At 66.6% G+C, this 21,576-nt stretch carries 21 protein-coding genes; 9 read left to right on the forward strand and 12 right to left on the reverse strand.

The genetic code is table 11. The features are described from left to right. Positions 1 to 63: 63 nt before the first annotated feature. Together H3309_RS07720 and H3309_RS07725 are read left to right on the forward strand one after the other, a co-directional pair. The gene (locus H3309_RS07720) at positions 64 to 879 is read left to right on the forward strand and encodes a 3'(2'),5'-bisphosphate nucleotidase CysQ (RefSeq protein WP_182298177.1); all 816 of its coding nucleotides are present in this window, start codon (positions 64 to 66) and stop codon (positions 877 to 879) included. Positions 880 to 1,061: 182 nt separating this feature from the next. Beyond that, a complete protein-coding gene (locus tag H3309_RS07725) occupies positions 1,062 to 1,790 on the forward strand; it encodes an SDR family NAD(P)-dependent oxidoreductase (protein ID WP_182298178.1) in 729 nt (242 codons plus the stop codon). Here H3309_RS07725 and H3309_RS07730 read toward each other — a convergent pair. Genes H3309_RS07730 through H3309_RS07740 form a run of 3 tightly spaced genes read right to left on the reverse strand, consistent with a single transcriptional unit; the run spans position 1,756 to position 4,885 of the window. After that, complete coding sequence (locus tag H3309_RS07730; protein ID WP_182298179.1) at positions 1,756 to 2,388, reverse strand: TMEM175 family protein; 633 nt, start codon at positions 2,386 to 2,388, stop codon at positions 1,756 to 1,758. The two genes, H3309_RS07725 and H3309_RS07730, sit on opposite strands and share 35 nt — an antisense overlap. Further along, positions 2,385 to 4,031 carry an amidohydrolase gene (locus tag H3309_RS07735; RefSeq protein ID WP_182298180.1) on the reverse strand — a complete coding sequence of 549 codons (1,647 nt, stop codon included), beginning with the start codon at positions 4,029 to 4,031 and terminating at the stop codon, positions 2,385 to 2,387. Before H3309_RS07735 ends, H3309_RS07730 begins: the two co-directional genes overlap by 4 nt. Further along, on the reverse strand, positions 4,031 to 4,885 hold the full coding sequence (locus H3309_RS07740) for an NAD(P)-dependent oxidoreductase (protein WP_182298181.1): 855 nt from the start codon (positions 4,883 to 4,885) through the stop codon (positions 4,031 to 4,033). Before H3309_RS07740 ends, H3309_RS07735 begins: the two co-directional genes overlap by 1 nt. A 95-nt stretch (positions 4,886 to 4,980) precedes the next feature. On the opposite strand from H3309_RS07740, the gene H3309_RS07745 reads away from it, so the two are divergent. The 3 genes from H3309_RS07745 to ubiG all read left to right on the forward strand — a co-directional run bounded on the left by H3309_RS07745 (position 4,981) and on the right by ubiG (position 7,928). Continuing rightward, a complete protein-coding gene (locus tag H3309_RS07745; protein WP_182298182.1) occupies positions 4,981 to 6,225 on the forward strand; it encodes a threonine ammonia-lyase in 1,245 nt (414 codons plus the stop codon). A 183-nt stretch (positions 6,226 to 6,408) separates the two neighbouring features. Next, positions 6,409 to 7,200, forward strand: a complete 792-nt coding sequence (locus H3309_RS07750; protein WP_182298183.1) for an arginyltransferase — start codon at positions 6,409 to 6,411, stop codon at positions 7,198 to 7,200. Then, positions 7,197 to 7,928: a bifunctional 2-polyprenyl-6-hydroxyphenol methylase/3-demethylubiquinol 3-O-methyltransferase UbiG gene (gene ubiG / locus H3309_RS07755; RefSeq protein WP_182298184.1), complete on the forward strand. Its 732-nt coding sequence runs from the start codon at positions 7,197 to 7,199 to the stop codon at positions 7,926 to 7,928. Before H3309_RS07750 ends, ubiG begins: the two co-directional genes overlap by 4 nt. Here the strand turns inward: ubiG and chrA are convergent. Further along, complete coding sequence (chrA, locus tag H3309_RS07760) at positions 7,898 to 9,223, reverse strand: chromate efflux transporter (RefSeq protein ID WP_182298185.1); 1,326 nt, start codon at positions 9,221 to 9,223, stop codon at positions 7,898 to 7,900. The two genes, ubiG and chrA, sit on opposite strands and share 31 nt — an antisense overlap. A 38-nt stretch (positions 9,224 to 9,261) precedes the next feature. On the opposite strand from chrA, the gene H3309_RS07765 reads away from it, so the two are divergent. Then, positions 9,262 to 9,780 (forward strand): VOC family protein, encoded by a 519-nt coding sequence (locus tag H3309_RS07765; protein ID WP_182298186.1) that lies wholly within the window; start codon positions 9,262 to 9,264, stop codon positions 9,778 to 9,780. Continuing rightward, positions 9,777 to 10,946 carry an alpha/beta fold hydrolase gene (locus H3309_RS07770; RefSeq protein ID WP_182298187.1) on the forward strand — a complete coding sequence of 390 codons (1,170 nt, stop codon included), beginning with the start codon at positions 9,777 to 9,779 and terminating at the stop codon, positions 10,944 to 10,946. The genes H3309_RS07765 and H3309_RS07770 overlap by 4 nt, the downstream gene beginning before the upstream one ends. Here the strand turns inward: H3309_RS07770 and H3309_RS07775 are convergent. From H3309_RS07775 to H3309_RS07790, 4 genes are read right to left on the reverse strand one after another with little or no spacing between them, the layout of a single operon-like run. Next, positions 10,918 to 11,415, reverse strand: a complete 498-nt coding sequence (locus tag H3309_RS07775) for an LptA/OstA family protein (protein WP_182298188.1) — start codon at positions 11,413 to 11,415, stop codon at positions 10,918 to 10,920. The genes H3309_RS07770 and H3309_RS07775 overlap by 29 nt on opposite strands. After that, positions 11,412 to 12,059, reverse strand: coding sequence for an LPS export ABC transporter periplasmic protein LptC (gene lptC / locus H3309_RS07780; protein WP_182298189.1), 648 nt, complete (start codon positions 12,057 to 12,059; stop codon positions 11,412 to 11,414). Before lptC ends, H3309_RS07775 begins: the two co-directional genes overlap by 4 nt. Beyond that, positions 12,059 to 12,673, reverse strand: a complete 615-nt coding sequence (locus H3309_RS07785) for a ribonuclease D (RefSeq protein WP_182298190.1) — start codon at positions 12,671 to 12,673, stop codon at positions 12,059 to 12,061. Before H3309_RS07785 ends, lptC begins: the two co-directional genes overlap by 1 nt. A gap of 32 nt (positions 12,674 to 12,705) precedes the next feature. Then, positions 12,706 to 14,709 carry a penicillin acylase family protein gene (locus tag H3309_RS07790; protein WP_243453879.1) on the reverse strand — a complete coding sequence of 668 codons (2,004 nt, stop codon included), beginning with the start codon at positions 14,707 to 14,709 and terminating at the stop codon, positions 12,706 to 12,708. A gap of 221 nt (positions 14,710 to 14,930) precedes the next feature. Here H3309_RS07790 and H3309_RS07795 point away from each other — a divergent pair, with 221 nt between their 5' ends. Both H3309_RS07795 and H3309_RS07800 read left to right on the forward strand, forming a co-directional pair. Beyond that, on the forward strand, positions 14,931 to 15,602 hold the full coding sequence (locus H3309_RS07795) for an NUDIX hydrolase (RefSeq protein ID WP_182298191.1): 672 nt from the start codon (positions 14,931 to 14,933) through the stop codon (positions 15,600 to 15,602). Between the two features lie 139 nt (positions 15,603 to 15,741). Continuing rightward, the gene (locus H3309_RS07800; protein ID WP_182298192.1) at positions 15,742 to 16,014 is read left to right on the forward strand and encodes a hypothetical protein; all 273 of its coding nucleotides are present in this window, start codon (positions 15,742 to 15,744) and stop codon (positions 16,012 to 16,014) included. Positions 16,015 to 16,073: 59 nt separating this feature from the next. On the opposite strand, the gene metH is transcribed toward H3309_RS07800, so the two are convergent. From metH to H3309_RS07820, 4 genes are read right to left on the reverse strand one after another with little or no spacing between them, the layout of a single operon-like run. Then, on the reverse strand, positions 16,074 to 18,677 hold the full coding sequence (metH, locus tag H3309_RS07805) for a methionine synthase (RefSeq protein ID WP_182298193.1): 2,604 nt from the start codon (positions 18,675 to 18,677) through the stop codon (positions 16,074 to 16,076). After that, complete coding sequence (locus H3309_RS07810; RefSeq protein WP_182298194.1) at positions 18,674 to 19,717, reverse strand: homocysteine S-methyltransferase family protein; 1,044 nt, start codon at positions 19,715 to 19,717, stop codon at positions 18,674 to 18,676. Before H3309_RS07810 ends, metH begins: the two co-directional genes overlap by 4 nt. Further along, entirely contained in the window at positions 19,714 to 20,655 is a 942-nt protein-coding gene (gene metF, locus H3309_RS07815; RefSeq protein WP_182298195.1) for a methylenetetrahydrofolate reductase [NAD(P)H], read from the reverse strand. The genes H3309_RS07810 and metF overlap by 4 nt, the downstream gene beginning before the upstream one ends. Beyond that, a complete protein-coding gene (locus tag H3309_RS07820) occupies positions 20,652 to 21,575 on the reverse strand; it encodes an ArsR/SmtB family transcription factor (protein ID WP_182298196.1) in 924 nt (307 codons plus the stop codon). The genes metF and H3309_RS07820 overlap by 4 nt, the downstream gene beginning before the upstream one ends. Between the last annotated feature and the right edge of the window lies 1 nt (position 21,576).

Genomic DNA, 21,576 nt, shown 5'->3' on the forward strand with positions numbered 1-21,576 from the left:
CACCCACTTCGTGCCACCCACCCCACTTGCCCCCACCCCCCAAATCTGCCTTCTACCCCCGCAATGCCCACCCCCCACAACCTCTTCACCACCGCCCTCCACGCCGTCACCACCGCCGGCGACCTCGCCCTCCGCATGGCAAGCGACGGCTTCGACTCCTGGGACAAATCGCCCGGCAACCCTTGCACCAGCGCCGACCTCGCCGTCGATCACCTTCTCCGCGCCCGCCTCCCCCAACAGGACATCGGCTGGCTCTCCGAGGAATCCGCCGCCTCCCCGAACCGCCTCGCCGCCACCCGCCTCTGGGTCGTCGATCCCATCGACGGCACCCGCGATTACGCCCGCCGCCGCCCCGGATGGGCCATCAGCCTCGCCCTCGTGGAACACGGCGCCCCCACCATGGCCTTCCTCTACGCCCCCGCCCAGCAACGCCTCTACACCGCCCGGGCCGGCCACGGCGCCACGCTGAACGACCAGCCCATCACCGTCTCCGGCCGCAGGAACCCCGCCGCCATGCGCCTCCCCGTCGATCCGCAGCTCATCACCAGCCGCCTCTGGCCCGAACCCTGGGATGCCGTCGCCGTCGCCAAACCCAACAGCATCGCGCTGCGCATCGCCCTCGTCGCCGGCGGAGACGCCGATGCCCTGTTCGACGGCCGCACCACCAACGAATGGGACGTCGCCGCCGCCAGCCTGATATTGCAGGAGGCCGGCGGCACCATCACCGACCGGACGGGTGCGCCCTTCGCCTTCAACCAGGCAACGCCCACCCTCCCCGGCCTCGTCGCCGCCACTCCCGCCCTCCACGCCGAGGCCCTCGACCGGCTGGCCTTCGCCCGCGCCGCCCTGGACCGCGCCGGCATCCGCACCGACCGGTGAAAGATTGTCCTTGCGATCCAACCCGTTTTGTGATAACCATATCGGTATCATTGTTCGATCATGCTGCTTGCGCGCGCCCAACCATCGCCCTAGATGATGGAAAAACGAACGAAAATTGAAAATCTGTCAAGATTTCAATGGTGAAACACGGCCGCAAGCCCATCAAAACAAAGCATAATCCAATGACCTCCCCCGAACAGATGCTCTCCCTCGTCACCGGCGCCTCCCGCGGCATCGGCGCCGCCCTCGCCCAGGCGCTGGCGACTCGGGGCGACCATGTCGTCCTCACCGCCCGTACCGAAGCCGGCCTCATCGAAACCGATGATGCCATCCACGCCGCCGGCGGTCAGGCCACCATCGCGCCCCTTGACCTCACCGACTTCGACGGCATCGACCGTCTCGCCACCGCCGTCGCCGCCCGCTGGCCCAAACTCGACCGTCTCGTCATCAACGCCGCCACGCTCGGCACCCTCACCCCGCTGGCCCACGCCGACCCCAAGGAGTTCGAGCGCGTCTTCGCCCTCAACGTCACCGCCAGCTTCCGCCTGATCCGCGCCTTCGATCCCCTGCTCCGCCGCGCCGCTCCCGCGGGCGGCCACGCCCAGCTCGTCATGGTCAGCAGCAGCGTCGCCACCCGCGCCGCCCCCTATTGGGGCGCCTATGCCGCCTCGAAGGCCGCGCTGGAAAACATGGCCGGGGTCTATGCCGAGGAGATGAAGGCGCTGGGCGTCCACGTCCTTCTGGTCGATCCCGGCGGCACCCGCACCAGCATGCGCGCCCGCGCCTACCCCGGCGAAGACCCGGCCACGCTCAAGACCCCCGAAACCGTCGCCACCGCCATCCTGGACCGTCTGACCCCCGGCCTCCCCCCCGGCCTCAGCCGGCTGGCGTTGCAGACCCGGCCCGGTTGAACAGCCGGCGCAACCCCCACTGGATCAACGGGCTGCCGAGCAGCGGGATCAGGGCATAGAGCGGCCGCCACATCCCCAGCCCCAGCGCCAGTACGCCGATCAGCAGCGGCAGCCACCGCCCCCGCAGCAGGGCCGCGGTCACCGCCGGGTCCGCCTCCGGATCCAGCAACGCTGCCGACTTCAACCCATGTCCGATCAGCAGCACATTCGCCAAACCCGCCAGCATCAGCCAGCCGCAATAGAGCGCCACCGCCGCCCGCGTGATGGTATAGTCGCTGAACACCGCGGTCGGAAACGGCATGAAAGCGATGGTGAACAGCAGCAGCAGGTTCAGCCAGACCAGCCGGCTGTCCAGCGCCACCAGCTGCCCCATCGCCCGATGATGCCCGATCCAGAAGCGGCCGATGACAAAGAAGCTGACGATGAAGCCGACATAGTTCGGCACCAGCCCCAGCAACGCCCGCGCCAGTCCATCAGAAGTCTCGACATGCGGCACCTTGATCTCGATCACCAGCAGCGTGATGGCGATAGCGAACACCGCGTCGCTGAAGAAGGTCATGCGTTCCAGCTGCATGAAGGCCCGATTCCGACCGCTCATTTCACGAACACCCGCCTGCCCGCCACCCAGGTCTCCAGCACCTGCACCCGCCACAGTTCAGCCGGCGGGATCGTCATGGGATCGCGGTCCAGCAGGATGAAATCCGCCCATTTCCCCGCCTCCAGGCTCCCCACCTTGCCCTCCGCCAACCCGGCCCAGGCGGCCCCCAGCGTGAACCCGTGCAGCGCCTGCACCAGCGTCAGCGCCTCCGCCTTGCGCCATCCCTCCGGCGGCTGGCCATCCCGGTCCTGCCGCGTCACCGCGGCGTGCAGTCCGAAGAAGGGGTTCGGCGGCTCCACCGGAAAGTCACTCCCCAGCGCCAGCCTCGCCCCGCTCCGCAGCAGCGATGCCCAGGCATAGGCCCCCGCCAGCCGCCCCTCCCCCACCCGGTCGCCGGCCATCGCCTTGTCGCTGGTGGCATGCGTCGGTTGCACGCTGGCAACCACGCCCAGTTCGGCAAAACGCCGCAGGTCGGCCACATCGACCACCTGCGCATGTTCGATCCGGTTGCGGAACCGCTCGCCATAGACCGGCTTCAACTCGGCATAGGCGTCCAACACCTGGGCATTGGCCGCGTCGCCGATGGCGTGCGTCGCATCCTGATACCCCAGGAAATTGCCCCGGCTCAGCATGTTCTTCAGCCGGGTGTCCGTCAGGAACTGCAACCCCCGGTTCTTCGGATCGTCGCTGTAGGGCGCCTTCAGCCAGGCCCCCCGCGACCCCAGCGCGCCATCGGCATAGAATTTGATCCCCTGCAACCGCAGCCGCTCGTCATAGAGCCAGGGCGTCGGCCGCAGCGGCGCGATCGCCTCCACCGCTTGCAGGCCCGCCGCATAGGCCGTGATCCGCGCCGTCAGCCGACCCTCATCGCCGAAGTTGCGATAGAGGTTCCAGCTCCCCGCATCCACGCCCATGTCATGCACGCCGGTCAGCCCCACCGAGGCGATGATCTTCAGCGCCGCCGCCAGCGCCGCCTCCGCCTCACCGGCCCCCGGCGGCGGCAACTGCTTCTCCACCAGCCCCATCGCCGCATCCACCAGCACACCCGCCGGCACGCCCTTCACACCGCGCTCGATCCGGCCTCCCGGCGGCGCTTTCGTCGCCGCGGTCACGCCCCCCAACCGCAGCGCCGCGCTGTTCGCCCAGCCGGCATGCCCGTCGACCCGCTCCAGCCATACCGGCCGGTCGGCCACCATGGCGTCGGCGTCCGCTGCCGTCGGAAACCGCCCCAGGCCCCAGCTGACCTGGTTCCAGCCGCGCCCGCGAATGACCTTCAACGCCGGATTGGCGGCGGCATAGGCTTTCAGCTTCGCCTGCGCCTCCGCCAGCGATCGCGTGTCCGACAGGTCCAGCTGCAACGCCCCGAACCCCAGCGACATGACATGCCCGTGCGCATCGATCAGCCCCGGCCACAGCGTCCGGCCCTTCGCGTCCAGCCGGAAATCGCCGCGCTCCAGCTTCGGCTCGGACGCACCCTCGGGCAGCGTCGCCAGCACCCTGCCGTCATCCCCCACCAGCATCATGGCAAAGCGCTGCACCCTGCCCTCACCGGTCAGCGTCATGCCGTTGGCATTGACGATCAGCGTCTTCGCCTCCGCTGCGCCCGCCAACAGCGCCACCGCCGCCATCACCATCGCCCGCATCAGAGCCTCCGTATCAGGCTGGAGGTATCATCCCGCCCGCCCCCCATCGCCTGCACATCGGCATAGAATTGATCGACCAGCGCGGTCAGCGGCAGCCTGGCACCGTTGCGCCGTGCCTCCGCCAGCACCAGCCCCAGATCCTTGCGCATCCAGTCCACCGCAAAGCCGAAATCGAACCGCCCCTCGATCATCGTCGCCGCGCGATTGTCCATCTGCCAGCTCTGCGCCGCCCCCTTGCTGATGACATCCACAACGGCTGTCGCATCCAGCCCGGCACGGTCGGCAAAGTGCAGCGCCTCCGCCAGCCCCTGCACCACGCCGGCGATGGCAATCTGGTTCACCATCTTCGCCAGCTGCCCGCTGCCCGCCGGCCCCATATGCCCGATCCGGCGCGCATAGGCCGCCATCACCGGCTCCGCCGCGGCGAAAGCCTCTTGGCTGCCACCGCACATGATGGTCAGCGTCCCGCCCTCGGCCCCCGCCTGCCCGCCCGATACCGGCGCGTCGACCACCAGCAGATCGTTCCGCACCGCCGCCAGTTCGCGCGCCATCTCGGCGCTGACGGTGCTGTGGTCGATGAACAGCGCGCCCGGCTTCATCACGCCAAGGGCACCATCCGCCCCCAGCGTCACCGCCCGTACATCGGAATCATTGCCCACGCAGCACAGCACGACGTCGGCATCCCGCGCCGCTTCCGCCGGCGATGCCGCCACCGCCCCGCCATGCGCCGCTACCCAGGCCTCCGCCTTGCCCCGCGTCCGGTTGAACACCGCCACGCCATGCCCTGCCGTTGCCAGATGCCGCGCCATCGGCGCCCCCATCACCCCCAGCCCGATAAACCCCAGCTTCGCCATGCCGCACGATAGGCATGCCCGCGCCACCGTGCCAAGCATTTGCAGCGACAGGCTGCCTGCGTTATGCACCCTCCCGCAATCGACAGGGAACAGCCATGGCCACCGCACCCGCCGCCAACGATCCGGCGCTTCCGATCAGCTTCGCCGATGTGGAGGCCGCGGCCGCCGCCATCGCCGGCCATGTCATCCGCACCCCCACGCTCGAATCGCGGACGCTCGGCGAGCTGCTGGGCACGCGGGTGTTCCTGAAGTTCGAAAATCTCCAGTTCACCGCCGCCTACAAGGAACGCGGTGCGCTCAACCGCCTGCTGGCCTTGTCGCCGGAGGAGCGCAAGCGCGGCGTTATCGCCATGTCCGCCGGCAACCATGCCCAGGGCCTTGCCTATCACGCCAAACGCCTCGGCATTCCCGCCACCATCGTGATGCCCAGGCACACGCCCACCATCAAGGTGCAGCAGACCGAAGGGCATGACGCCAATGTCGTCCTGCATGGCGAGAAGCTGGAGGAATCACAGGCGCATGCCCATGAGATTGCCGAGAAGCGCAAGCTGGTGTTCGTGCACCCCTATGACGATGCGCTGGTCATGGCCGGCCAGGGCACGGTCGCGCTGGAAATGCTGGCCGATGCGCCAGAGATCGACACCTTGCTGGTGCCGCTGGGCGGCGGCGGGCTGATTTCCGGCTGCGCGACGGTTGCCCATCACCTCAATCCCGAGATCGAGGTGTTCGGCGTGCAGGCCGAACTCTACCCTTCGATGCGCAACACGCTGCGCGGCGAGCCGTTGGTCGCCGACGGCGACACGCTGGCCGAAGGCATCGCCGTCAAATATCCCGGGGTGCTGACCACGCAGGTGGTGCGCGCCCGGGTGAAGGACATACTGCTTGCCAGCGAGCGTGACCTGGAACGCGCGGTCTCGATGCTGCTCCAGATCGAGAAAACGGTGGTGGAGGGTGCGGGGGCCGCCGGTCTTGCCGCCATGCTCGCGGAGCCGCGCCGCTTCCGCAACCGCACCATCGGGTTGGTGTTGTGCGGCGGCAATATCGATACCCGCCTGCTGGCCAATGTGCTGCTGCGCGATCTCGCCCGCTCGGGCCGCCTCGCCCGCCTGCGCATCCGGCTGAAGGACCGCCCCGGCCAGCTGTTCGCGGTTGCCCGCATCTTCGACCAGCAGCAGGTCAACATCCTGGAGGTCTGGCACCAGCGCGTCTTCACCAGCCTGCCGGCGAAGGGCCTGATCACCGACATCGAGTGCGAAACCCGCGGGCCCGATCATCTGGAGCGCCTGATCGAGGCGTTGCGTGGCGCCGGCTATGAAGTCGGGCGCGTCGAGCTGGCGTAAAGGGCGTCGCCATCGAAGCACGCCATCCGGGAAAGCTGCGCCGGAATGACGCCATCAGCATAAATCACCCATTTTCGCCCTAGCCTTTTTTTGCGCATGGCCGATAATCAGGGGCAAGAGGGCGGGAGGTCGCGTGCAACCGGCAGGGAATGAACGGTCGCGGATTGGCGGGGGGGCACGGTTGTGACCATCCAGAACCGCGCGCCGCGCTTTTTCGTCACTTCCGAATCACCCTGCAGCTACTTGCCGGGCCGCACGGAACGGAAGGTGTTCGCCGAACTGCGCGGCCCGGAGGCCAACGGCACCAACGAAGTGCTGGCACGCATCGGCTTCCGTCGCAGCCAGACCGTTGCCTACCGCCCCAGCTGCCTGGGATGCCAGGCGTGCGTTGCGGTGCGGGTGGTGACAGCGGCCTTCAACCCCAGCCGCAGCCAGCAGCGGGTCATGCGCCGCTACGCCTCGCTCAGCGTCAGCGGCTGCGAGCCCTGGGCGACCCAGGAGCAATATGAGCTGATGCAGCGCTATCTGGGGGCGCGTCACCCGGAAGGCGGCATGGCGCGGATGGATGCGCATGATTTCGCCGACATGGTCGAGGCCACGACGGTCGATACGCTGATCGTCGAATATCGGCGCGGCACCGATTCGGATGACCCCGGCGAGCTGGTGGGTGTCAGCCTCACCGACCGGCAGAGCGACGGCCTGTCGATGGTTTACAGCTTCTTCGATCCGGACATGCCGGGCCTGGGCAGCTTCATGATCCTCGACCACATCAGTCGCGCCGCTGCGGCGCGCCTGCCCTATGTCTATCTGGGCTATTGGGTGAAGAACAGCCCGCGGATGGCCTACAAGGCCCGTTTCGCGCCGCTCGAAGCGCTGACGCCAGAGGGCTGGTTTCCGCTCGCGCCCGGCCTGAAAGCCGGCTTTCCCCCCTCGCCTCCCGCCGACAGCGCCATCCGTATCCGCCGCTTCCTATGAGTACGGCTGATAGCTCGAACGTCGCCCTGTTCGGGTCGCTGGCGGCCGACTGGTGGAATCCGCACGGGTCCAGCCGCCTGCTTCACCGGATCAACCCGGTCCGCCTCAGCTATGTGCGCGAAGCGGCCATCCGTCATTTCGGCGGCGGCGCCCGCGCCCGCCGGCCGCTTGCCGGCCTGGCGGCGCTCGATGTCGGCTGCGGCGCCGGGCTGCTCAGCGAGCCGTTGGCGCGCATGGGCGCCGATGTCGTCGGCATCGATGCCGCCCCCGAAAACATCGATGCTGCCCGCGCGCATGCGCAGGACCAGGGGCTCAGCATCGACTATCGCGCGATGGACATCGCCGATCTGGCGGACTCCGTCCCGGCGAGCATGGACCTCATCACCGCGCTCGAAGTCGTCGAGCATGTGACTGATCTTGACCATTTCCTCGGCTCGCTCGGCCGCCTGCTGAAACCGGGCGGGCTGCTGGTCTTCTCGACCCCGAACCGCACGGCCGCCAGCTTTGCCGTGCTGATCGCCGGCGCCGAATATATCACCCGGCTGATCCCGCGTGGCGGCCACAGCTGGCGGCAGTTCCAGACCCCGCCGGAGCTGACCGCGAAACTGGCGACCGCGGGTCTCGTCGTGCGTGAAACCCGCGGCCTGAGCTGGACGCCCGCGCGCGGTTTTGTCCTCAGCGATGATGTCAGCGTCAACTATATCGGCGTTGCCACCCCAAGCGCGTAAAGCCCCCATCCCGCCCCCGCGCCCAGCAGGATGACCACGCCCATCGGTCGTTTGGCGGCACCCAGCAACGCCCAGGCGATGAGTGCGATGCCTGCGGCAGACGGATCGAATTCGCCGGTCGGACGCCATAGCCGCAGCAGCCCCCACTGCTCTGCCTCCACCGTGTGAAACAGCAGGTGCAGCGCGAACCAGAGCGCCAGATTGGCCATCACCCCCACCACCGCCGCGCTGATCCCCGACAGTGCACGCGCCAGCCCGGGCCGTGCCGCCAGACCGTCCAGATGCGGCGCCAGGGCGAAAATCCACAGGAAGCTGGGGACGAACGTGACCCACAGCACCAGCACCATGCCCAGCAGCACGCCCACCCACGCGGCATCCCATGGCCCCGCGATCCGCGCCCCCGCCAATCCGCCGACGAACTGGAACACCAGCACCAGCGGTCCCGGCGTGCTCTCCGCAAGACCCAGGCCGATCAGCATCTCGCGCGCATTCAACCAGCCGTGCGTCTCCACTGCGGCCTGCGTCACCCAGGCCATGGCGGCATAGGCGCCGCCAAAGGTGACCGTCGCCATCTTGGCGAAGAACAGGCCTAGCGTGGTCATGCCATGGGCAGGGCCCAGCCACAGCGCGAGTCCGGCAAGCGGGGCTGCCCACAGGCCCGCCCAGAACAGCGCGGAGCGCGCGGACCGCCCCCAATTGCCGCGGTCCGGAACGGGTTCCGCCGGCAGCCGCGGCCCGAACAGCCAGCCCGCCACGCCTGCCGCCAACACCACGAGAGGAAAGGGAACGGCAAAAAAGAACAGCAACACGAAGGCCATGATCGCCAGCGCCCAAGCCAGCCGGTCGCGGAGCGCCTTGGCCGCCACCCGCGACAGCGCCAGCGCCACCAGCGCCAGCACCACCGCCTGCACCCCGAACAGCGCGGCCCGCACGCCCGCGACATTGCCGACCGAAAGATACAAACCCGTCAACAGCGCAAGGACCAGTGCACCCGGCAGCACGAACAGCAGGCCGGCCGCCAGACCGCCCCGCGTTCCTTTCAACCGCCAGCCACACCAGGTCGCCAGCTGCTGCGCCTCCGGTCCGGGCAGCAACATGCAGAAGTTGAGCGCACGCAGGAAACGCGCGTCGTCCAGCCAGCCGCGCTGCTCCACCAGCTCGCGGTGCATCAGCGCGATCTGGCCGGCCGGACCGCCAAAGCCAAGCGCGCCGATCTTCAGCCACAGCAACAGAAATGGCCGCCACGCCAGACTGGCACTATCGGCGGCTGGCGGCAGCACTGGTGGCGTTGGCATAAGTCTCCTGTCGATGGCGCAGGTTACGGAGAGAAGACATGGGCGACAATCTGAAAGGCATCCACCACAGCGCCTATCGCTGCCGCGATGCCGAGGAAACGCGCGCCTTCTACGAGGACAGGCTGGGCCTGCCGCTCGCCGCGGTGGTGCAGGAGGATCATGAACCGGGAACCGGAACCTACAACCCCTTCGTCCACCTGTTCTTTCGCATGGCGGACGGCAATTTCATCGCTTTCTTCGATGCGCCCAAAAGCGCCGGGGAGTTCAAGCCCGTGCATGGCTTCGACCGCCATGTCGCGTTCGAAGCGGAAGACGAGGCGACGCTGCTCGCCTGGCGCGACCGGCTGAACGCGGAAGGCGTGCCCTGCTTCGGCCCGATCGACCATGGTTTCGTGCAGTCTGTTTATTTCTATGATCCGAACGGCCTGCCCCTGGAAATCACCACGCGCGTGGCGGCGCACGACGCGATCCTCGAGGAGGATGCCAGAAAGGCGCGCGCCATGATCAACGCCTGGACCGCGCGCAAGGCGCGTGAGGCGCTCGGGATTGCTGCATGAGTTTTGCCCGCATCCCGCTGCTCACCGTCTTCCAGGAACCCGTGACCGTCCGCGATACCTATGGCGGCATCGCCGGCCTTGTCGGGCTGCAAGCCCACCATCTCAAGCCCGACTCGCCGTCCGATACCCTCGTCATCTTCATGCACCCGATGGGCATCATGCACTATCTGCCGCTGCCGGGCGCGCTTGCCGCCGCCGGGGTGCATTGCCTGACCGCGGTCTCGCGCTATCCGAACAATGACAATGCCCTGATCATGGAAAAGGTGCTGGTCGATCTGGGACACTGGGTGAGTTATGCCCGCGAGACGCTTGGTTACAGGCGCATCATACTGGGCGGCTGGAGCGGCGGCGGCAGCCTTGCGCTCTTCTATCAGCAGCAGGCAACGGCAGTCGTCCGTCTCACCGGCACGCCGGCGGGTGACCCCGTCGATCTCTCCACGCTGACCCCCGTCGATGGCATGATGCTGCTGGCCGCCCACATCAGCCGCGCGGGCACGCTGACCGAATGGCTGGATCCGTCGATCATCGACGAGGCGAACCCGCTCGTCCGCGATCCGGCCTGGAACCTTTACGCCAGCCCGCCGCCGGCAAGCGCGCCCTACCCTGCCCAATGGGTGACCGAGTTCCGGCAGCGGCAGGTCGCCCGCAACCGGCGCATCACCGCCTGGGCGCAGGCGCAGCTGGCGACGGTGAAGGCCGCCCACGGCGACCATGCCGAGCAGGCCTTCATCGTCCACGGCACGATGGCAGACCCGCGCTGGCTGGACCCCACCATCGACCCGAACGACCGGGTGCCCGGCCAATGCTATCTGGGCGACCCGCGGCTGATCAACGATTCGCCGGGGGGCCTTGGCCGGTACGCCACGCTGCGCTCCTGGCTCAGCCAATGGGGCTATGACACGTCGCGCGCCGACGGGCTGAGCTGTGGTGCCGCCTGCCATATCCCAACACTGGTCGTGGGCAACAGCGCCGACGACGCCTGCACCCCCAGCCACACCCACCGGCTGTTCGACGCGGTTGCCGCCACCGACAAGGTGATGCATGAGATCAAAGGCGCGACGCATTATTATGCCTTCCAGCCGGACAAGCTGGCGGAGGCCGTTACGATCGTGAAAGCCTGGCTGCTGGAAAGGGGCTTCAGTTCGTCTTGCGCGGCGCCACGGTAAAGCGACCGGTCACGCGGCCACCCTGCCCGTCCATCGTCGAACGTCCGGACCGCAGGTCGATCGACAGACGGTTGCCGCGCAGGTTCGACGCCCCCTGCGCCAGCGTGACGTCCCCCACAAGTGTGACCAGCCGATTTTCCACGTCGTAAATCCCAAACCTGCCGGTCGCCTGTTCGCTGGGCGTCACCAGCCGCACCGCACCATCGGCATCGAGCCGGCGGATGACCGGATCGCCGTTCGCGGGCCGGGTATAGCTGACCTTGATGCGGTTGGCGTCCAGCGTCATCTTTGCCTGCCGCACGCGTACCTTGCCGGTGAAGATCGCCTGGTTGGCGGCATCCAGCACCTCGATCCGCTGCGCATCGACATCGATCGGCGCGCTGCTGTCATGACCACGCAACGCCGATGTCCCCTGCGCGGACAGCGGCATCGCCGCCATGGCACACAGCATCATCACCAGTCTCATCATGCCGCTCCCCTGCCGCGCGCCGGGATGATCCGCAAGCGGGCATTGCCCTCCAGCACGACTCGTTTGCCCTGGATGTCGGCGTACAGGCTGTTCGCCGCGAAAGTGCCCATCGGCAGGCGACCGGTGACGGGCTTTTTCGTGGTGACCGTCCGCCCACGCAGATTGACCTGTACCGTGTCGCTGTCGAGCGCGAAACCGCTTGCACTGTCCAGCTTCACCGGGCCGCTGACCTCCACGACATCGCTGTCCATGTCATAGAGCCCCGCCGGCGCCGTCACCGTCGCCGGCCCTTCGTTGTCCTGCACCCGCGCACGCAACGTCTTCAGCATCACCACCGGCGTATCGCTGGTCTTTTGCACCGCGTCGGCCGCGCTGATCTCGAACGGTTTGCCGTCGCTGGTTTCGCCGCGATACATCGCCTGTTCGATCCGCATGCGTTCGTTCGCCTGCCCCGCGCTGTCCTTCGACAGCAGGAAACTGAACTCCTGCGCGTTGAACAGCGGCAGCGCCAGCAGCAGGCCCAAGACGAAGATGGCCGCCAGCGGGAAGCCCAGCTTGGCGACGGCAACCATCCGGTCGCGCGTGCCGCCGGGCATCGCCGCGACGCGGCGCCGGTTCCGTTGCGCGGCCGCAAGCTCCGTCATCAGGCGTGCGCGAACAGGTCGGTATCCGGCCAGCCCATCAGGTCGAGCCTGGCGCGCCAGGGCAGGAAATCGAACATTGCCTGTGCCACCTCGGTACGGCCGTCGCGCGCCAGCCGCTCAACCAGAATGGCGTGCATGCGGTGCAGGTAGCGGACATCGGAGGCGGCGTAGTCCTTCTGCGCTTCGCTCAGCGTTTCTGCTGCCCAATCAGAGCTTTGTTGTGCCTTGCTGATATCAACCGCCAGCAGTTCGCGGACAAGATCCTTCAATCCGTGGCGGTCGGTATAGGTGCGCACCAGCCTGCTCGCCACCTTGGTGCAGAACAGCGGTGCCGCGGTCACATGCAGATAATGGGCGATCACCGCCACATCGAAACGCGCGAAATGATATAGCTTCAACCGCGCTGGATCGGCCAGCACCGCCTGCAGGTTGGGGGCGTCATAGCCTGCCGGAAAGCGCACCAGATGCTCATCCCCGCGCCCATCGGCAATCTGCAACAGGCACAGGCGGTCGCGCAGCGGGTTCAACCCCAATGTTTCGGTATCGACAGCCAGCGCGGCGCCCGGGGCGAAGATATCGGCGGGCAGATCACCCTCATGCAGATGGATCGTCATCCCGTCCTCATAGGCATGGCATGCGTGCGATGCTACCCCGGCCGATAGGGCGTTCCGCCCTGTGCCGCCAGGTCGCGCGCGTCGAACAGCACCGGCTTCCACTTCTCGGCGGCGAAAAGCCGGCTCTGGTCGGCATAATGTACGCTTTTCGGCCGCTCGATGGCGCTGCCGAACGGCTGGACGCTTTGCGACCGCACCCGCCCATCCGGATCCCATTCCACCAGCATGATGAAACTGTCACCATTGAACCCCGCCAGTCGGCCATCGGGCGTGCGCCGCCAGTAATAGGCCCGCAGGGCGTCCGGGCCACCGCTGATCGAAACATCGCTTTTCCCGCGGCGCACGCGCGCCAACTCGGCATAGGGCGGGTCGAGTCGCTGCCAGTTGCTTCTTAGAAAGGCGACAACATCCACCAGGGCGGCCCGCGGTTCGGGCAGGGGATCGCCACGATAGACCTTGCGCACGCCTTCGCCGATCAGCAGCGCCGCCAGCGAATCCGCTGATCCGATGCCGTCCAATGTCCAGTCCCAGGTCCGCAACAGGGCCTGGGCCGCGGCGATGTCGCCATCTCTCGCAGCGTCCACACCCAGCAACTTCGCCATCCAAACGCCAGCCCACCCGCTGCGACTGTAGCCCTTGTCGAACTTGGTGCGAAGCAGCCGATCCCGGTCGATCGGGCCGGGGTCTGCCAGCAATTCGCCGAAGCGCCACGCCCGATTGGTCATATAGGTTTCGATGCCCAGTTCCGGCGCAAAGTCCGCCCGCCGCAGATTGCTGCCGGCGGCGGTCGCCACAAAAGGCGTATTGTTGCTGTTCGCCACCCAGCCCGGCACCGGATCGATCAGGGCCGGCACGGCGGTGAACGGCCGATAGCGCGTCCACAGCGTCTTCGACGTGTCGCCCGGCACGATGCCCCGCCAATCATAGCCAGGCGCACGGTCGGGGAATTTGGCATTGTAAAAAAACGCGATATGCCCGGCGGCATCGGCATAGACGAAATTCGTGGCGACCACCCCCTGCTTCGCCATCGCCGCGCGCCATTCGGCGAAATCGCGGGCCCGGTTGAGCCGGTAATATTGTTCGACATTGCCGCTTTCGCCCTGGCCCGCATAGCGTATCGCAAACTGCCCCTGTGGTGTTTCGAAGGCCGGGCCGTGGATGCTTCGTTTCACGCGGTGCGGCACCGGCAGAACGAACGGTCCGAACCGCACCTTAAGCCAAAGCATTTTCGATTCGAACGCCACCCAACGCCCGTCGAGGCGATAGGCGCTGCCAGCGCCGTTCACCGTCAGGCGATAGACATCGATCAGATCGGGCCGGTTGACGGTATTGGCCCAACCCAGCGTGCGATTATGCCCCAGCAGCGGATAGGGCGCGCCGGGAAACAACGCGCCGGCGAAATCCCAGCCCTCCCCCGAATGCACCACCACCTCCCACCAGGCGACGGGGCCGGTCCAGGGCTGGTGCGAATTGACGATCAGTCGCGTCACGCCATCGCCGCTGCGGCGGCCCGTGACGGCAAAGGCATTGCTGCCTTTCATCTCGACAGGCCGGGTATCGGTGCTGCTCTCGCCCGGCTTCACCGGCTCGGCATCGCGCGGCGGCAATCTTCCTTCGCTGAGGGGCGCCAGCACCCGGTCCAACCCAAAGAAAAAGGGCGACCGCAGCACGAACCCCGCCACCACATCCTCGCCGGTCACGGGAAACAGCTGCCGCAGGCGAACCTCGGCCGGATGCTGCGCTGCATAGTCATTCAGGCCCTGCGCATAGGCCAGGATCAGCGCACGCAGGTCAGCCGGAAGCTTTGGCCAATCACGCGTCGCCACCGCCCGCGCCCGGGTAAGCTCCAGCGCGACATCCAGCTTCGCCCCCTCCGGCCCGAGCAGCGCGCCACTGCGCCCCCGCACGCTGGCAAACACCTCCTGCAGGGTGGTGAAATCATCCTCTGCATGCGCCCAGGCCAGTCCATAGCCGACATCGGCATCGCGACGCCCGACGATGTGCGGTACGCCATAACGATCGCGTGTGATGGTCACATCATAGGATTGGCGCGGCGCGGCCTCCGGTTGGGCAACGCTCAGCGGTTCCCACAGCATTGCCGCCAGCAACAGCCCCGCTACCGCTCCGCCCGCCCATCTCCAGCCCCGCCTGGCCACATCGATCTCCCTTGTGCGGCAGCCTAGCATCACGGCAACAGCGGTCTGCATCGCCATTTCACCAGCTACCGCGCCCGCCCCGCCCTGCGCAGAAGCAGCGCATGATCGACACTGCCCCCATGGCCGGCAACGCCAGCCGCGCCGTTCGCCCGAAAAATGCCGCCACGCTGATCCTCGTGCGCCGCGATGGTGAAAAGCATCGCATCCTGCTGGGCCGCCGCTCCGGCGGGCATGATTTCATGCCGAACAAATGGGTTTTCCCCGGCGGGCGCATCCATCCGTCCGACTATCGCGTTCCATTGGTTGACGATCTTTCGCCACGGACCATCGCCGATCTCGGCGAAACGCCACATTTTGCGCGTGCCCTGGCGCTTACCGCCATCCGCGAGTTGTTCGAGGAAACCGGTCTCGTTCTGGGCACGCCATCGCCGCCATTTCACTCACGCGGCGAATGGCGTCATTTTCTCATGGGGCACCGGCCGCGGCTGGCCGACCTGCGTTTTATCGCCCGAGCGATCACGCCGCCCGCGCGTCACAAACGCTTCGATGCGCGCTTCTTCCTCGCCGATGCCGCGAACCTGACCAGCCTGTCCCCTGTCGGCAACGGTGAATTGGATCAGCTCGCCTGGTTCACACTTTCGGAATGTCGTGCCCTTGACCTGCCTACCGTCACCCGGGCAGTACTCGACACCGTGCAACAGCATCTCCTCGGCACGCCAACGACCATCCCCTTCTGGCGCTGGACTCGCAATAACCCTCTGAGTGCACTATAGTTTTTGTCCATGATCATGCCGTGATCCGGTTGTTTGGACCATCCGCCCCCGCAACAGCACCGTCCATCGCGGAACACTTGCATCCCTGTCATGGCCGGGCGACCACACCGAAGAGCAGGGGGCGTGCAAGGAGTATCTGATGCCTGTTCGCAAAACTTTCACGGTCGTCGGCGCCATGGCTGCCGTCTTCATCGTCGCTTCGCCAGCTTTGGCGGACCCCGGCAAAAAGAAGGACGGCACGTCACCGCCGGCAGAGGCGGCGCAAACCACCGCACCAGCGCCGCCGGCCGATCCGGCCGTGGTTCCGGCGACACCGACGCCGCCGGGCCAGCCGATGGTGACCCCGGCGCCCGACGCGACCGCGCCGACCCCGCCGGCCACCACGACGCCCCCGACCACCCCGCCGCAATAACGCGGCCGATCTTTCGGGAAAGGAACCGGGGCTGCCGCGCAAGCGGCAGCCCCGATTGTTCAGTCCAGATTTGGCCGCAGCCAGGCACGCGCCTGGTCCAGCTCAACCCCGCGGCGTGGGGCATAATCAAGCAATTGGTCTTCACCCACCCGCGCCACGCCGAAATAGGCCGCTTGCGGGTGGGCGAAATAGAAGCCGCTGACCGCCGCGGTGGGCCACATGGCAAAGCTTTCCGTCAGCGAAATGCCCGTCGCCGCTTCGGCCGCCAACAAGTCGAACAGGAGCGGTTTCAAGCTGTGGTCTGGGCATGCCGGATAGCCTGGTGCCGGGCGGATGCCCTGATATTGTTCCCGGATCAGGCCCGCATGGTCGGGCGTTGCGTCCGGCTCATACCCCCATAGCTCGGTCCGCACCCGAAAATGCAATGCCTCGGCAAAGGCCTCTGCCAACCGATCAGCCAGCGCCTTCAACAGGATATCGCTGTAATCGTCGTGATTTGCGGAGAATTCCTGCAACTTGGCGTCAATCCCATGGCCGGTCGTGACCGCGAAACCCCCCAGCCAGTCCGCTTCGGGCGAAAGAAAGTCCGCCAGGCAAAGGTTCGCCCGGCCTTCCCGCTTCGCGACCTGTTGCCGAAGCATCGGCAACCGCGCGACCGGGTCGGCCCGCTTCGCGTCCGCATAGACCAATATGTCATCGCCGTCGCGACGCGCCGGCCAGATCGCCGCGACGCCCTTTGCCACCAGCCACTTTTCCGACACCAGCTTTTCCAGCATCGTCTGCGCATCCGCCCAGAGCGCCCGCGCGGATTCGCCGACAACCGCATCGTCCAGGATCGCCGGATAGGTGCCGTGCAACTCCCACGCCCGGAAAAATGGCGTCCAGTCGATGAACGGCACCAATGCCTGCAGCGGATAGTCCTCGAAAGTGAACCGCCCCGTTTGCAGCGGAGGCACCGGCGGTTGCGCCGCCCAATCGATGCGAAAACCATTCTCCCGGGCGACGGACAGGGGCTGCAGGGCGCTCTCCCCGCCTTTGCGCTTCAAGCGAATGGTTTCATATTCCGCCTTGGTGTCACTCACATAATCGTCACATAACGTATCCGACGTCAGGGTCGACGCCACGCCGACCGCGCGGCTGGCATCAAGCACATGCACCACGGGACCGTCATAGGCGGTATCAATGCGCAGTGCGGTATGGACCTTGCTGGTCGTCGCCCCACCAATCAACAGCGGCATCGTCATGCCCGCCCGCTGCATCTCGCTTGCGACAGTCACCATTTCGTCGAGTGATGGCGTGATCAGGCCCGAAAGGCCGATCATGTCGGCGTTTTCCCGACGCGCCGTGTCCAGGATCGTCGCCCACGGTACCATCACGCCCAGGTCAATGACGTCGAAGTTGTTGCACTGGAGCACGACGCCGACGATATTCTTGCCGATATCGTGCACATCGCCCTTCACGGTGGCCATCACGATGCGCCCCTTGGCCTTGGCCCCCTCCTCCTTCTCCGCTTCGATATAGGGCACCAGATGGGCCACGGCCTTTTTCATCACCCGCGCCGACTTCACCACCTGCGGCAGGAACATCTTGCCCGTCGCGAACAGGTCGCCCACCACATTCATGCCCGCCATCAGCGGGCCTTCGATGACCTCGATCGGCCGGGCGAACATCTGTCGCGCCTCCTCGGCATCCTCGACGGCGAAGGCATCGATTCCCTTGACAAGCGCATGCTCCAGCCTCTTGTCGACGGACCATGACCGCCAGGCATCGGCTTCCTTTTCAATCACCTGTCCTTGGTTGCTGAAACGCCCGGACAAGGCGATCAGCCGGTCCGTAGCATCCGGCCGGCGCGCCAGCACGACATCCTCGCAGGCATCGCGCAGGTCCGGGTCGAGCAGGTCATAGACATCCAGTTGGCCGGCATTCACGATCGCCATGTCCAGTCCCGCAGGGATCGCATGGTACAAAAACACGCTGTGCATGGCGCGCCGCACGGCCTCATTGCCGCGGAACGCAAAGCTCAGGTTCGACAGGCCGCCGGAGATGCGCGCGTGCGGACAGCGCGCCTTGATCGCACGGCACGCCTCGATGAAATCCAGCGCATAGCGGTCATGCTCCTCGATCCCCGTCGCCACCGCGAAGATGTTCGGATCGAAGATGATGTCCGCGGGATTGGTGCCGTCCGCCACCAGCAGGTCATAGGCACGGGCGCAGATTTCCAGTTTCCGCGCGGCCGTATCGGCCTGGCCGGCCTCGTCAAAGGCCATCACCACCATGGCCGCGCCATAGCGCCGACAGGTGCGGGCCTGCACCAGGAAGGCCGCTTCGCCTTCCTTCATGCTGATGCTGTTCACCACCGCCTTGCCGGCCACGCATTTCAGCCCGGCTTCGATGATGGGGAATTTCGAGCTGTCGATCATCAGCGGTACGCGGGCGATGTCAGGCTCGGCAGCCAGCAGCTTCAGAAAGGTGACCATCGCCGCCTCGCTGTCCAGAAGCCCTTCGTCCATGTTGACGTCGATGATCTGCGCGCCGGCCTCCACCTGCTCCCGCGCGACCTCCAGCGCGGTGGTGAAATCGCCGGCCATGATCAGCTTCTTGAACCGGGCCGAACCGGTCACATTGGTCCGTTCGCCGATGTTGATGAACCGTGCAGTGCTCATGCGAATGCAAACGCCTCCAGGCCGGACAGGCGCAACAGCGGCGCCGCCTCGGGTATCTTGCGCGGCGGCAGGTCGCGGACCGCGTGTGCCATGGCGGCGATGTGCGCGGGCGTCGTGCCGCAACATCCGCCGATGGCATTGATCAACCCCTGCTCCGCCCAGTCACGGATCAATGCCGCCGTGGTTTCCGGAAGTTCATCATAGTCGCCGAACGCGTTGGGCAGCCCGGCGTTGGGATAGACCATCAAGGGCGCATCGGCGAGCGCGCTCAAGGCCTGCACATGCGGTCGCAATTCGGTCGCGCCGAACGAGCAGTTCAAGCCGACCGTCACCGGTTTTGCGTGCATGACACTGGTCCAGAATGCTTCCACCGTCTGCCCGCTGAGATTGCGGCCGGCCAGATCGGTCAGTGTCATCGACAGCATCACCGGCACATCCACGCCGCGCGCCTCGCCGGCTTCCGCGGCGGCAAAAGCCGCGGCCTTGGCATTCAGCGTGTCGAACACGGTTTCGATCAGGATGAAATCCACGCCGCCGTCCAGCAGCGCATCGATCTGCTCGCGATAGACGGCCTTGACTCCGTCGAAGTCCACCTCGCGAAAGCCGGGATCCTCCACCTTCGGCGAGAGCGACAACGTCTTGTTCGTTGGCCCCAAGGAACCAGCAACGAAACGATCAACCCCGTCGCGGGCGCGTGCCGCATCCACTTCGCCGCGGATGATGCGCGCCGCCGCCAGATTGATGTCCCGCACCCGGTTTTCCAGGCCATAGTCCGCCTGGCTGATGGCATTGGCGTTGAACGTGTTGGTGGCCAACAGCACCGCGCCCGCCTCAATATAGGCCCGGCAGACCCCGGCCACGTCATCGGGCCGCGTCAGGTTCAGGATGTCGTTGTTGCCCTTCTGGTCATGATTGACCGACAGGTTGCCACGGTAATCGGCCTCTCCCAGCCCCAACCCCTGAATGGCGGTACCATAAGGACCATCCTTTATGACGATGCCGGCCGCCAGCGCAGCCGCGAAACGTGCCCGGACGCTCATGCCGCCACCTGATTTTCAATGCTGTCGGCACGGACGCCCAACAGGTGACAGATCGCGAAAGCCAGCTCCGCCCGATTCAAAGTGTAGAAATGAAAATGCCGCACCCCCCCGGCATAAAGCCGCCGCACCATTTCGGCAGCGATCGTCGCCGCCACCAGTTGGCGCGCTTCGGGATGCGCATCCAGCCCGTCGAACAACCGCCCCAGCCAGGCGGGAATCGAGGTGCCCACCATGCCCGCCATCCGCACCAGAGAGGCATAGTTGACCACCGGCATGATCCCGGGCGTCAGCTCCGCGGTGATGCCGGCCGCGGCCGCGCGGTCACGAAAACGGAAAAATGTCTCGGGTTCAAAAAAGAACTGGGTGATGGCGCGGGTGGCACCGGCATCCAGCTTGCGCTTCAGATGCGCCAGATCGCTTGTCGCGTTGGCGGCTTCGGGATGCACCTCGGGATAGGCGCCGACCGACACCTCGAAGGGATGCCGCGCCACCAGTCCGGCGGTCAGCTCGGCGGCGTCGCGATAACCGTCCTCGGTCGGCGAAAAGCGCGCCTGCCCCCCCGGTGGGTCACCGCGCAGCGCCACCACATGACGCACACCGGCCTCCCAATATTGATCGGCCACCGCATCAATCTCCCCGCGGGTGGCGTTCACGCAGGTCAGGTGCGCCGCAACGGGAATGGCGGTGGTGCGGGCAATCCGCTCCACCGTCCCGTGCGTGCGTTCGCGGGTTGATCCGCCGGCCCCATAGGTCACCGAAACAAAGCGGGGCCGCAGCGGCGCCAATGTTTCCACGCTGGCCCACAGCGTCGCCGCCATGGCCTCCGTCTTGGGCGGGAAGAACTCGAAACTCACGGCGATATCGCCCGGAACATCGGCAAACAGCGGCGCGTTGACCGCGCGCGCCGCCTCTCCCATCGCCGCCAGCGACAAGGTCATGATCTTGTTCCTTCCCACAGTTTCACGGTGAGCGACGGGCCGGCAAAGCTGCCCACCTCCCGGCCCGACAAGCCGGCCGCGGACATCCAGCGCAATATGGACTCGCTTTCGAATCCCAGGCGTATGTGCCGAAAGCGCGTCCGCAGTTCCTCCTGCTCGTGGGAGGCGAAGTCCACCACCAGCAATCGTCCGCCCGCCGCCACGACGCGGGCGGCCTCGGCAATAATGGCCGCGGGATCGTCGGCAAAATGCAGCACGTGGTTCATCAGCAATGTATCAAAGGTGCCGGACTCGAACGGCAGCGCACCCATATCCGCCTGCCGCACGCCCGCCGACGGGCTGCCGGCGGCATCCAGCGTTGCACGCGCCATGCGCAGCATGTCGGGGGAACGGTCGATTCCGATCGAACTGTCCGCCAGCGGCGCGATGCGCTCCAACATGCGGCCGGTGCCGGTGCCGACGTCCAGGAAGCGCCCAACCCTGCCCGCCTTGACCGCCGCCAGGATCGCCGCATCAACCTCGGTATCGGCACCCTGAAGCTGCCGCATATGATCCCATTCAGCGGCATTGTCGGCAAACCACTGGTCCGCCGCCTTCTGGCGCAGCTGGCGCACGGCGCTCAGCCGCTGCAATTCGACCGTGATGGTCTCTTTTCCCACAAGCAGCGCATCGATCAGCGCGTAAAGCGGCTCGAAGGCGACATTGGCGCCCAGGGAAACAAATACCCAGGCCCCTTCCTTCTGCCGCCGCACCAGCCCGGCCTCCGCCAGGATGCGCACATGGCGGGACACGCGCGGCTGCGATTGCCCCAGGATATCCGCCAGCTCGCCCATCGCCAGCTCGATGTCACGAAGCAACAGCATAATCTTCAGGCGCGTGGGATCCGCCAATGCCGACAGGATATCCAGTGCGCGCTGCATG

The sequence above is a fragment of the Sandaracinobacteroides saxicola genome (assembly GCF_014117445.1).
GTDB classification, from domain to species: domain Bacteria; phylum Pseudomonadota; class Alphaproteobacteria; order Sphingomonadales; family Sphingomonadaceae; genus Sandaracinobacteroides_A; species Sandaracinobacteroides_A saxicola.

What these genes read in the sequence shown, in the direction of transcription:
- H3309_RS07735 (WP_182298180.1), bottom strand. Translation starts at nt 4,031, where the DNA reads ATGCGGGCGATGGTGATGGCGGCGGTGGCGCTGTTGGCGGGCGCAGCG.
- ubiG (WP_182298184.1), top strand. Translation starts at nt 7,197, where the DNA reads ATGAGTACGGCTGATAGCTCGAACGTCGCCCTGTTCGGGTCGCTGGCG.
- H3309_RS07800 (WP_182298192.1), top strand. Translation starts at nt 15,742, where the DNA reads ATGCCTGTTCGCAAAACTTTCACGGTCGTCGGCGCCATGGCTGCCGTC.
- H3309_RS07765 (WP_182298186.1), top strand. Translation starts at nt 9,262, where the DNA reads ATGGGCGACAATCTGAAAGGCATCCACCACAGCGCCTATCGCTGCCGC.
- H3309_RS07720 (WP_182298177.1), top strand. Translation starts at nt 64, where the DNA reads ATGCCCACCCCCCACAACCTCTTCACCACCGCCCTCCACGCCGTCACC.
- metH (WP_182298193.1), bottom strand. Translation starts at nt 18,677, where the DNA reads ATGAGCACTGCACGGTTCATCAACATCGGCGAACGGACCAATGTGACC.
- H3309_RS07795 (WP_182298191.1), top strand. Translation starts at nt 14,931, where the DNA reads ATGATCGACACTGCCCCCATGGCCGGCAACGCCAGCCGCGCCGTTCGC.
- H3309_RS07745 (WP_182298182.1), top strand. Translation starts at nt 4,981, where the DNA reads ATGGCCACCGCACCCGCCGCCAACGATCCGGCGCTTCCGATCAGCTTC.
- metF (WP_182298195.1), bottom strand. Translation starts at nt 20,655, where the DNA reads ATGACCTTGTCGCTGGCGGCGATGGGAGAGGCGGCGCGCGCGGTCAAC.
- chrA (WP_182298185.1), bottom strand. Translation starts at nt 9,223, where the DNA reads ATGCCAACGCCACCAGTGCTGCCGCCAGCCGCCGATAGTGCCAGTCTG.
- H3309_RS07725 (WP_182298178.1), top strand. Translation starts at nt 1,062, where the DNA reads ATGACCTCCCCCGAACAGATGCTCTCCCTCGTCACCGGCGCCTCCCGC.
- H3309_RS07775 (WP_182298188.1), bottom strand. Translation starts at nt 11,415, where the DNA reads ATGATGAGACTGGTGATGATGCTGTGTGCCATGGCGGCGATGCCGCTG.
- H3309_RS07740 (WP_182298181.1), bottom strand. Translation starts at nt 4,885, where the DNA reads ATGGCGAAGCTGGGGTTTATCGGGCTGGGGGTGATGGGGGCGCCGATG.
- H3309_RS07770 (WP_182298187.1), top strand. Translation starts at nt 9,777, where the DNA reads ATGAGTTTTGCCCGCATCCCGCTGCTCACCGTCTTCCAGGAACCCGTG.
- lptC (WP_182298189.1), bottom strand. Translation starts at nt 12,059, where the DNA reads ATGACGGAGCTTGCGGCCGCGCAACGGAACCGGCGCCGCGTCGCGGCG.
- H3309_RS07810 (WP_182298194.1), bottom strand. Translation starts at nt 19,717, where the DNA reads ATGAGCGTCCGGGCACGTTTCGCGGCTGCGCTGGCGGCCGGCATCGTC.
- H3309_RS07820 (WP_182298196.1), bottom strand. Translation starts at nt 21,575, where the DNA reads ATGCAGCGCGCACTGGATATCCTGTCGGCATTGGCGGATCCCACGCGC.
- H3309_RS07785 (WP_182298190.1), bottom strand. Translation starts at nt 12,673, where the DNA reads ATGACGATCCATCTGCATGAGGGTGATCTGCCCGCCGATATCTTCGCC.
- H3309_RS07730 (WP_182298179.1), bottom strand. Translation starts at nt 2,388, where the DNA reads ATGAGCGGTCGGAATCGGGCCTTCATGCAGCTGGAACGCATGACCTTC.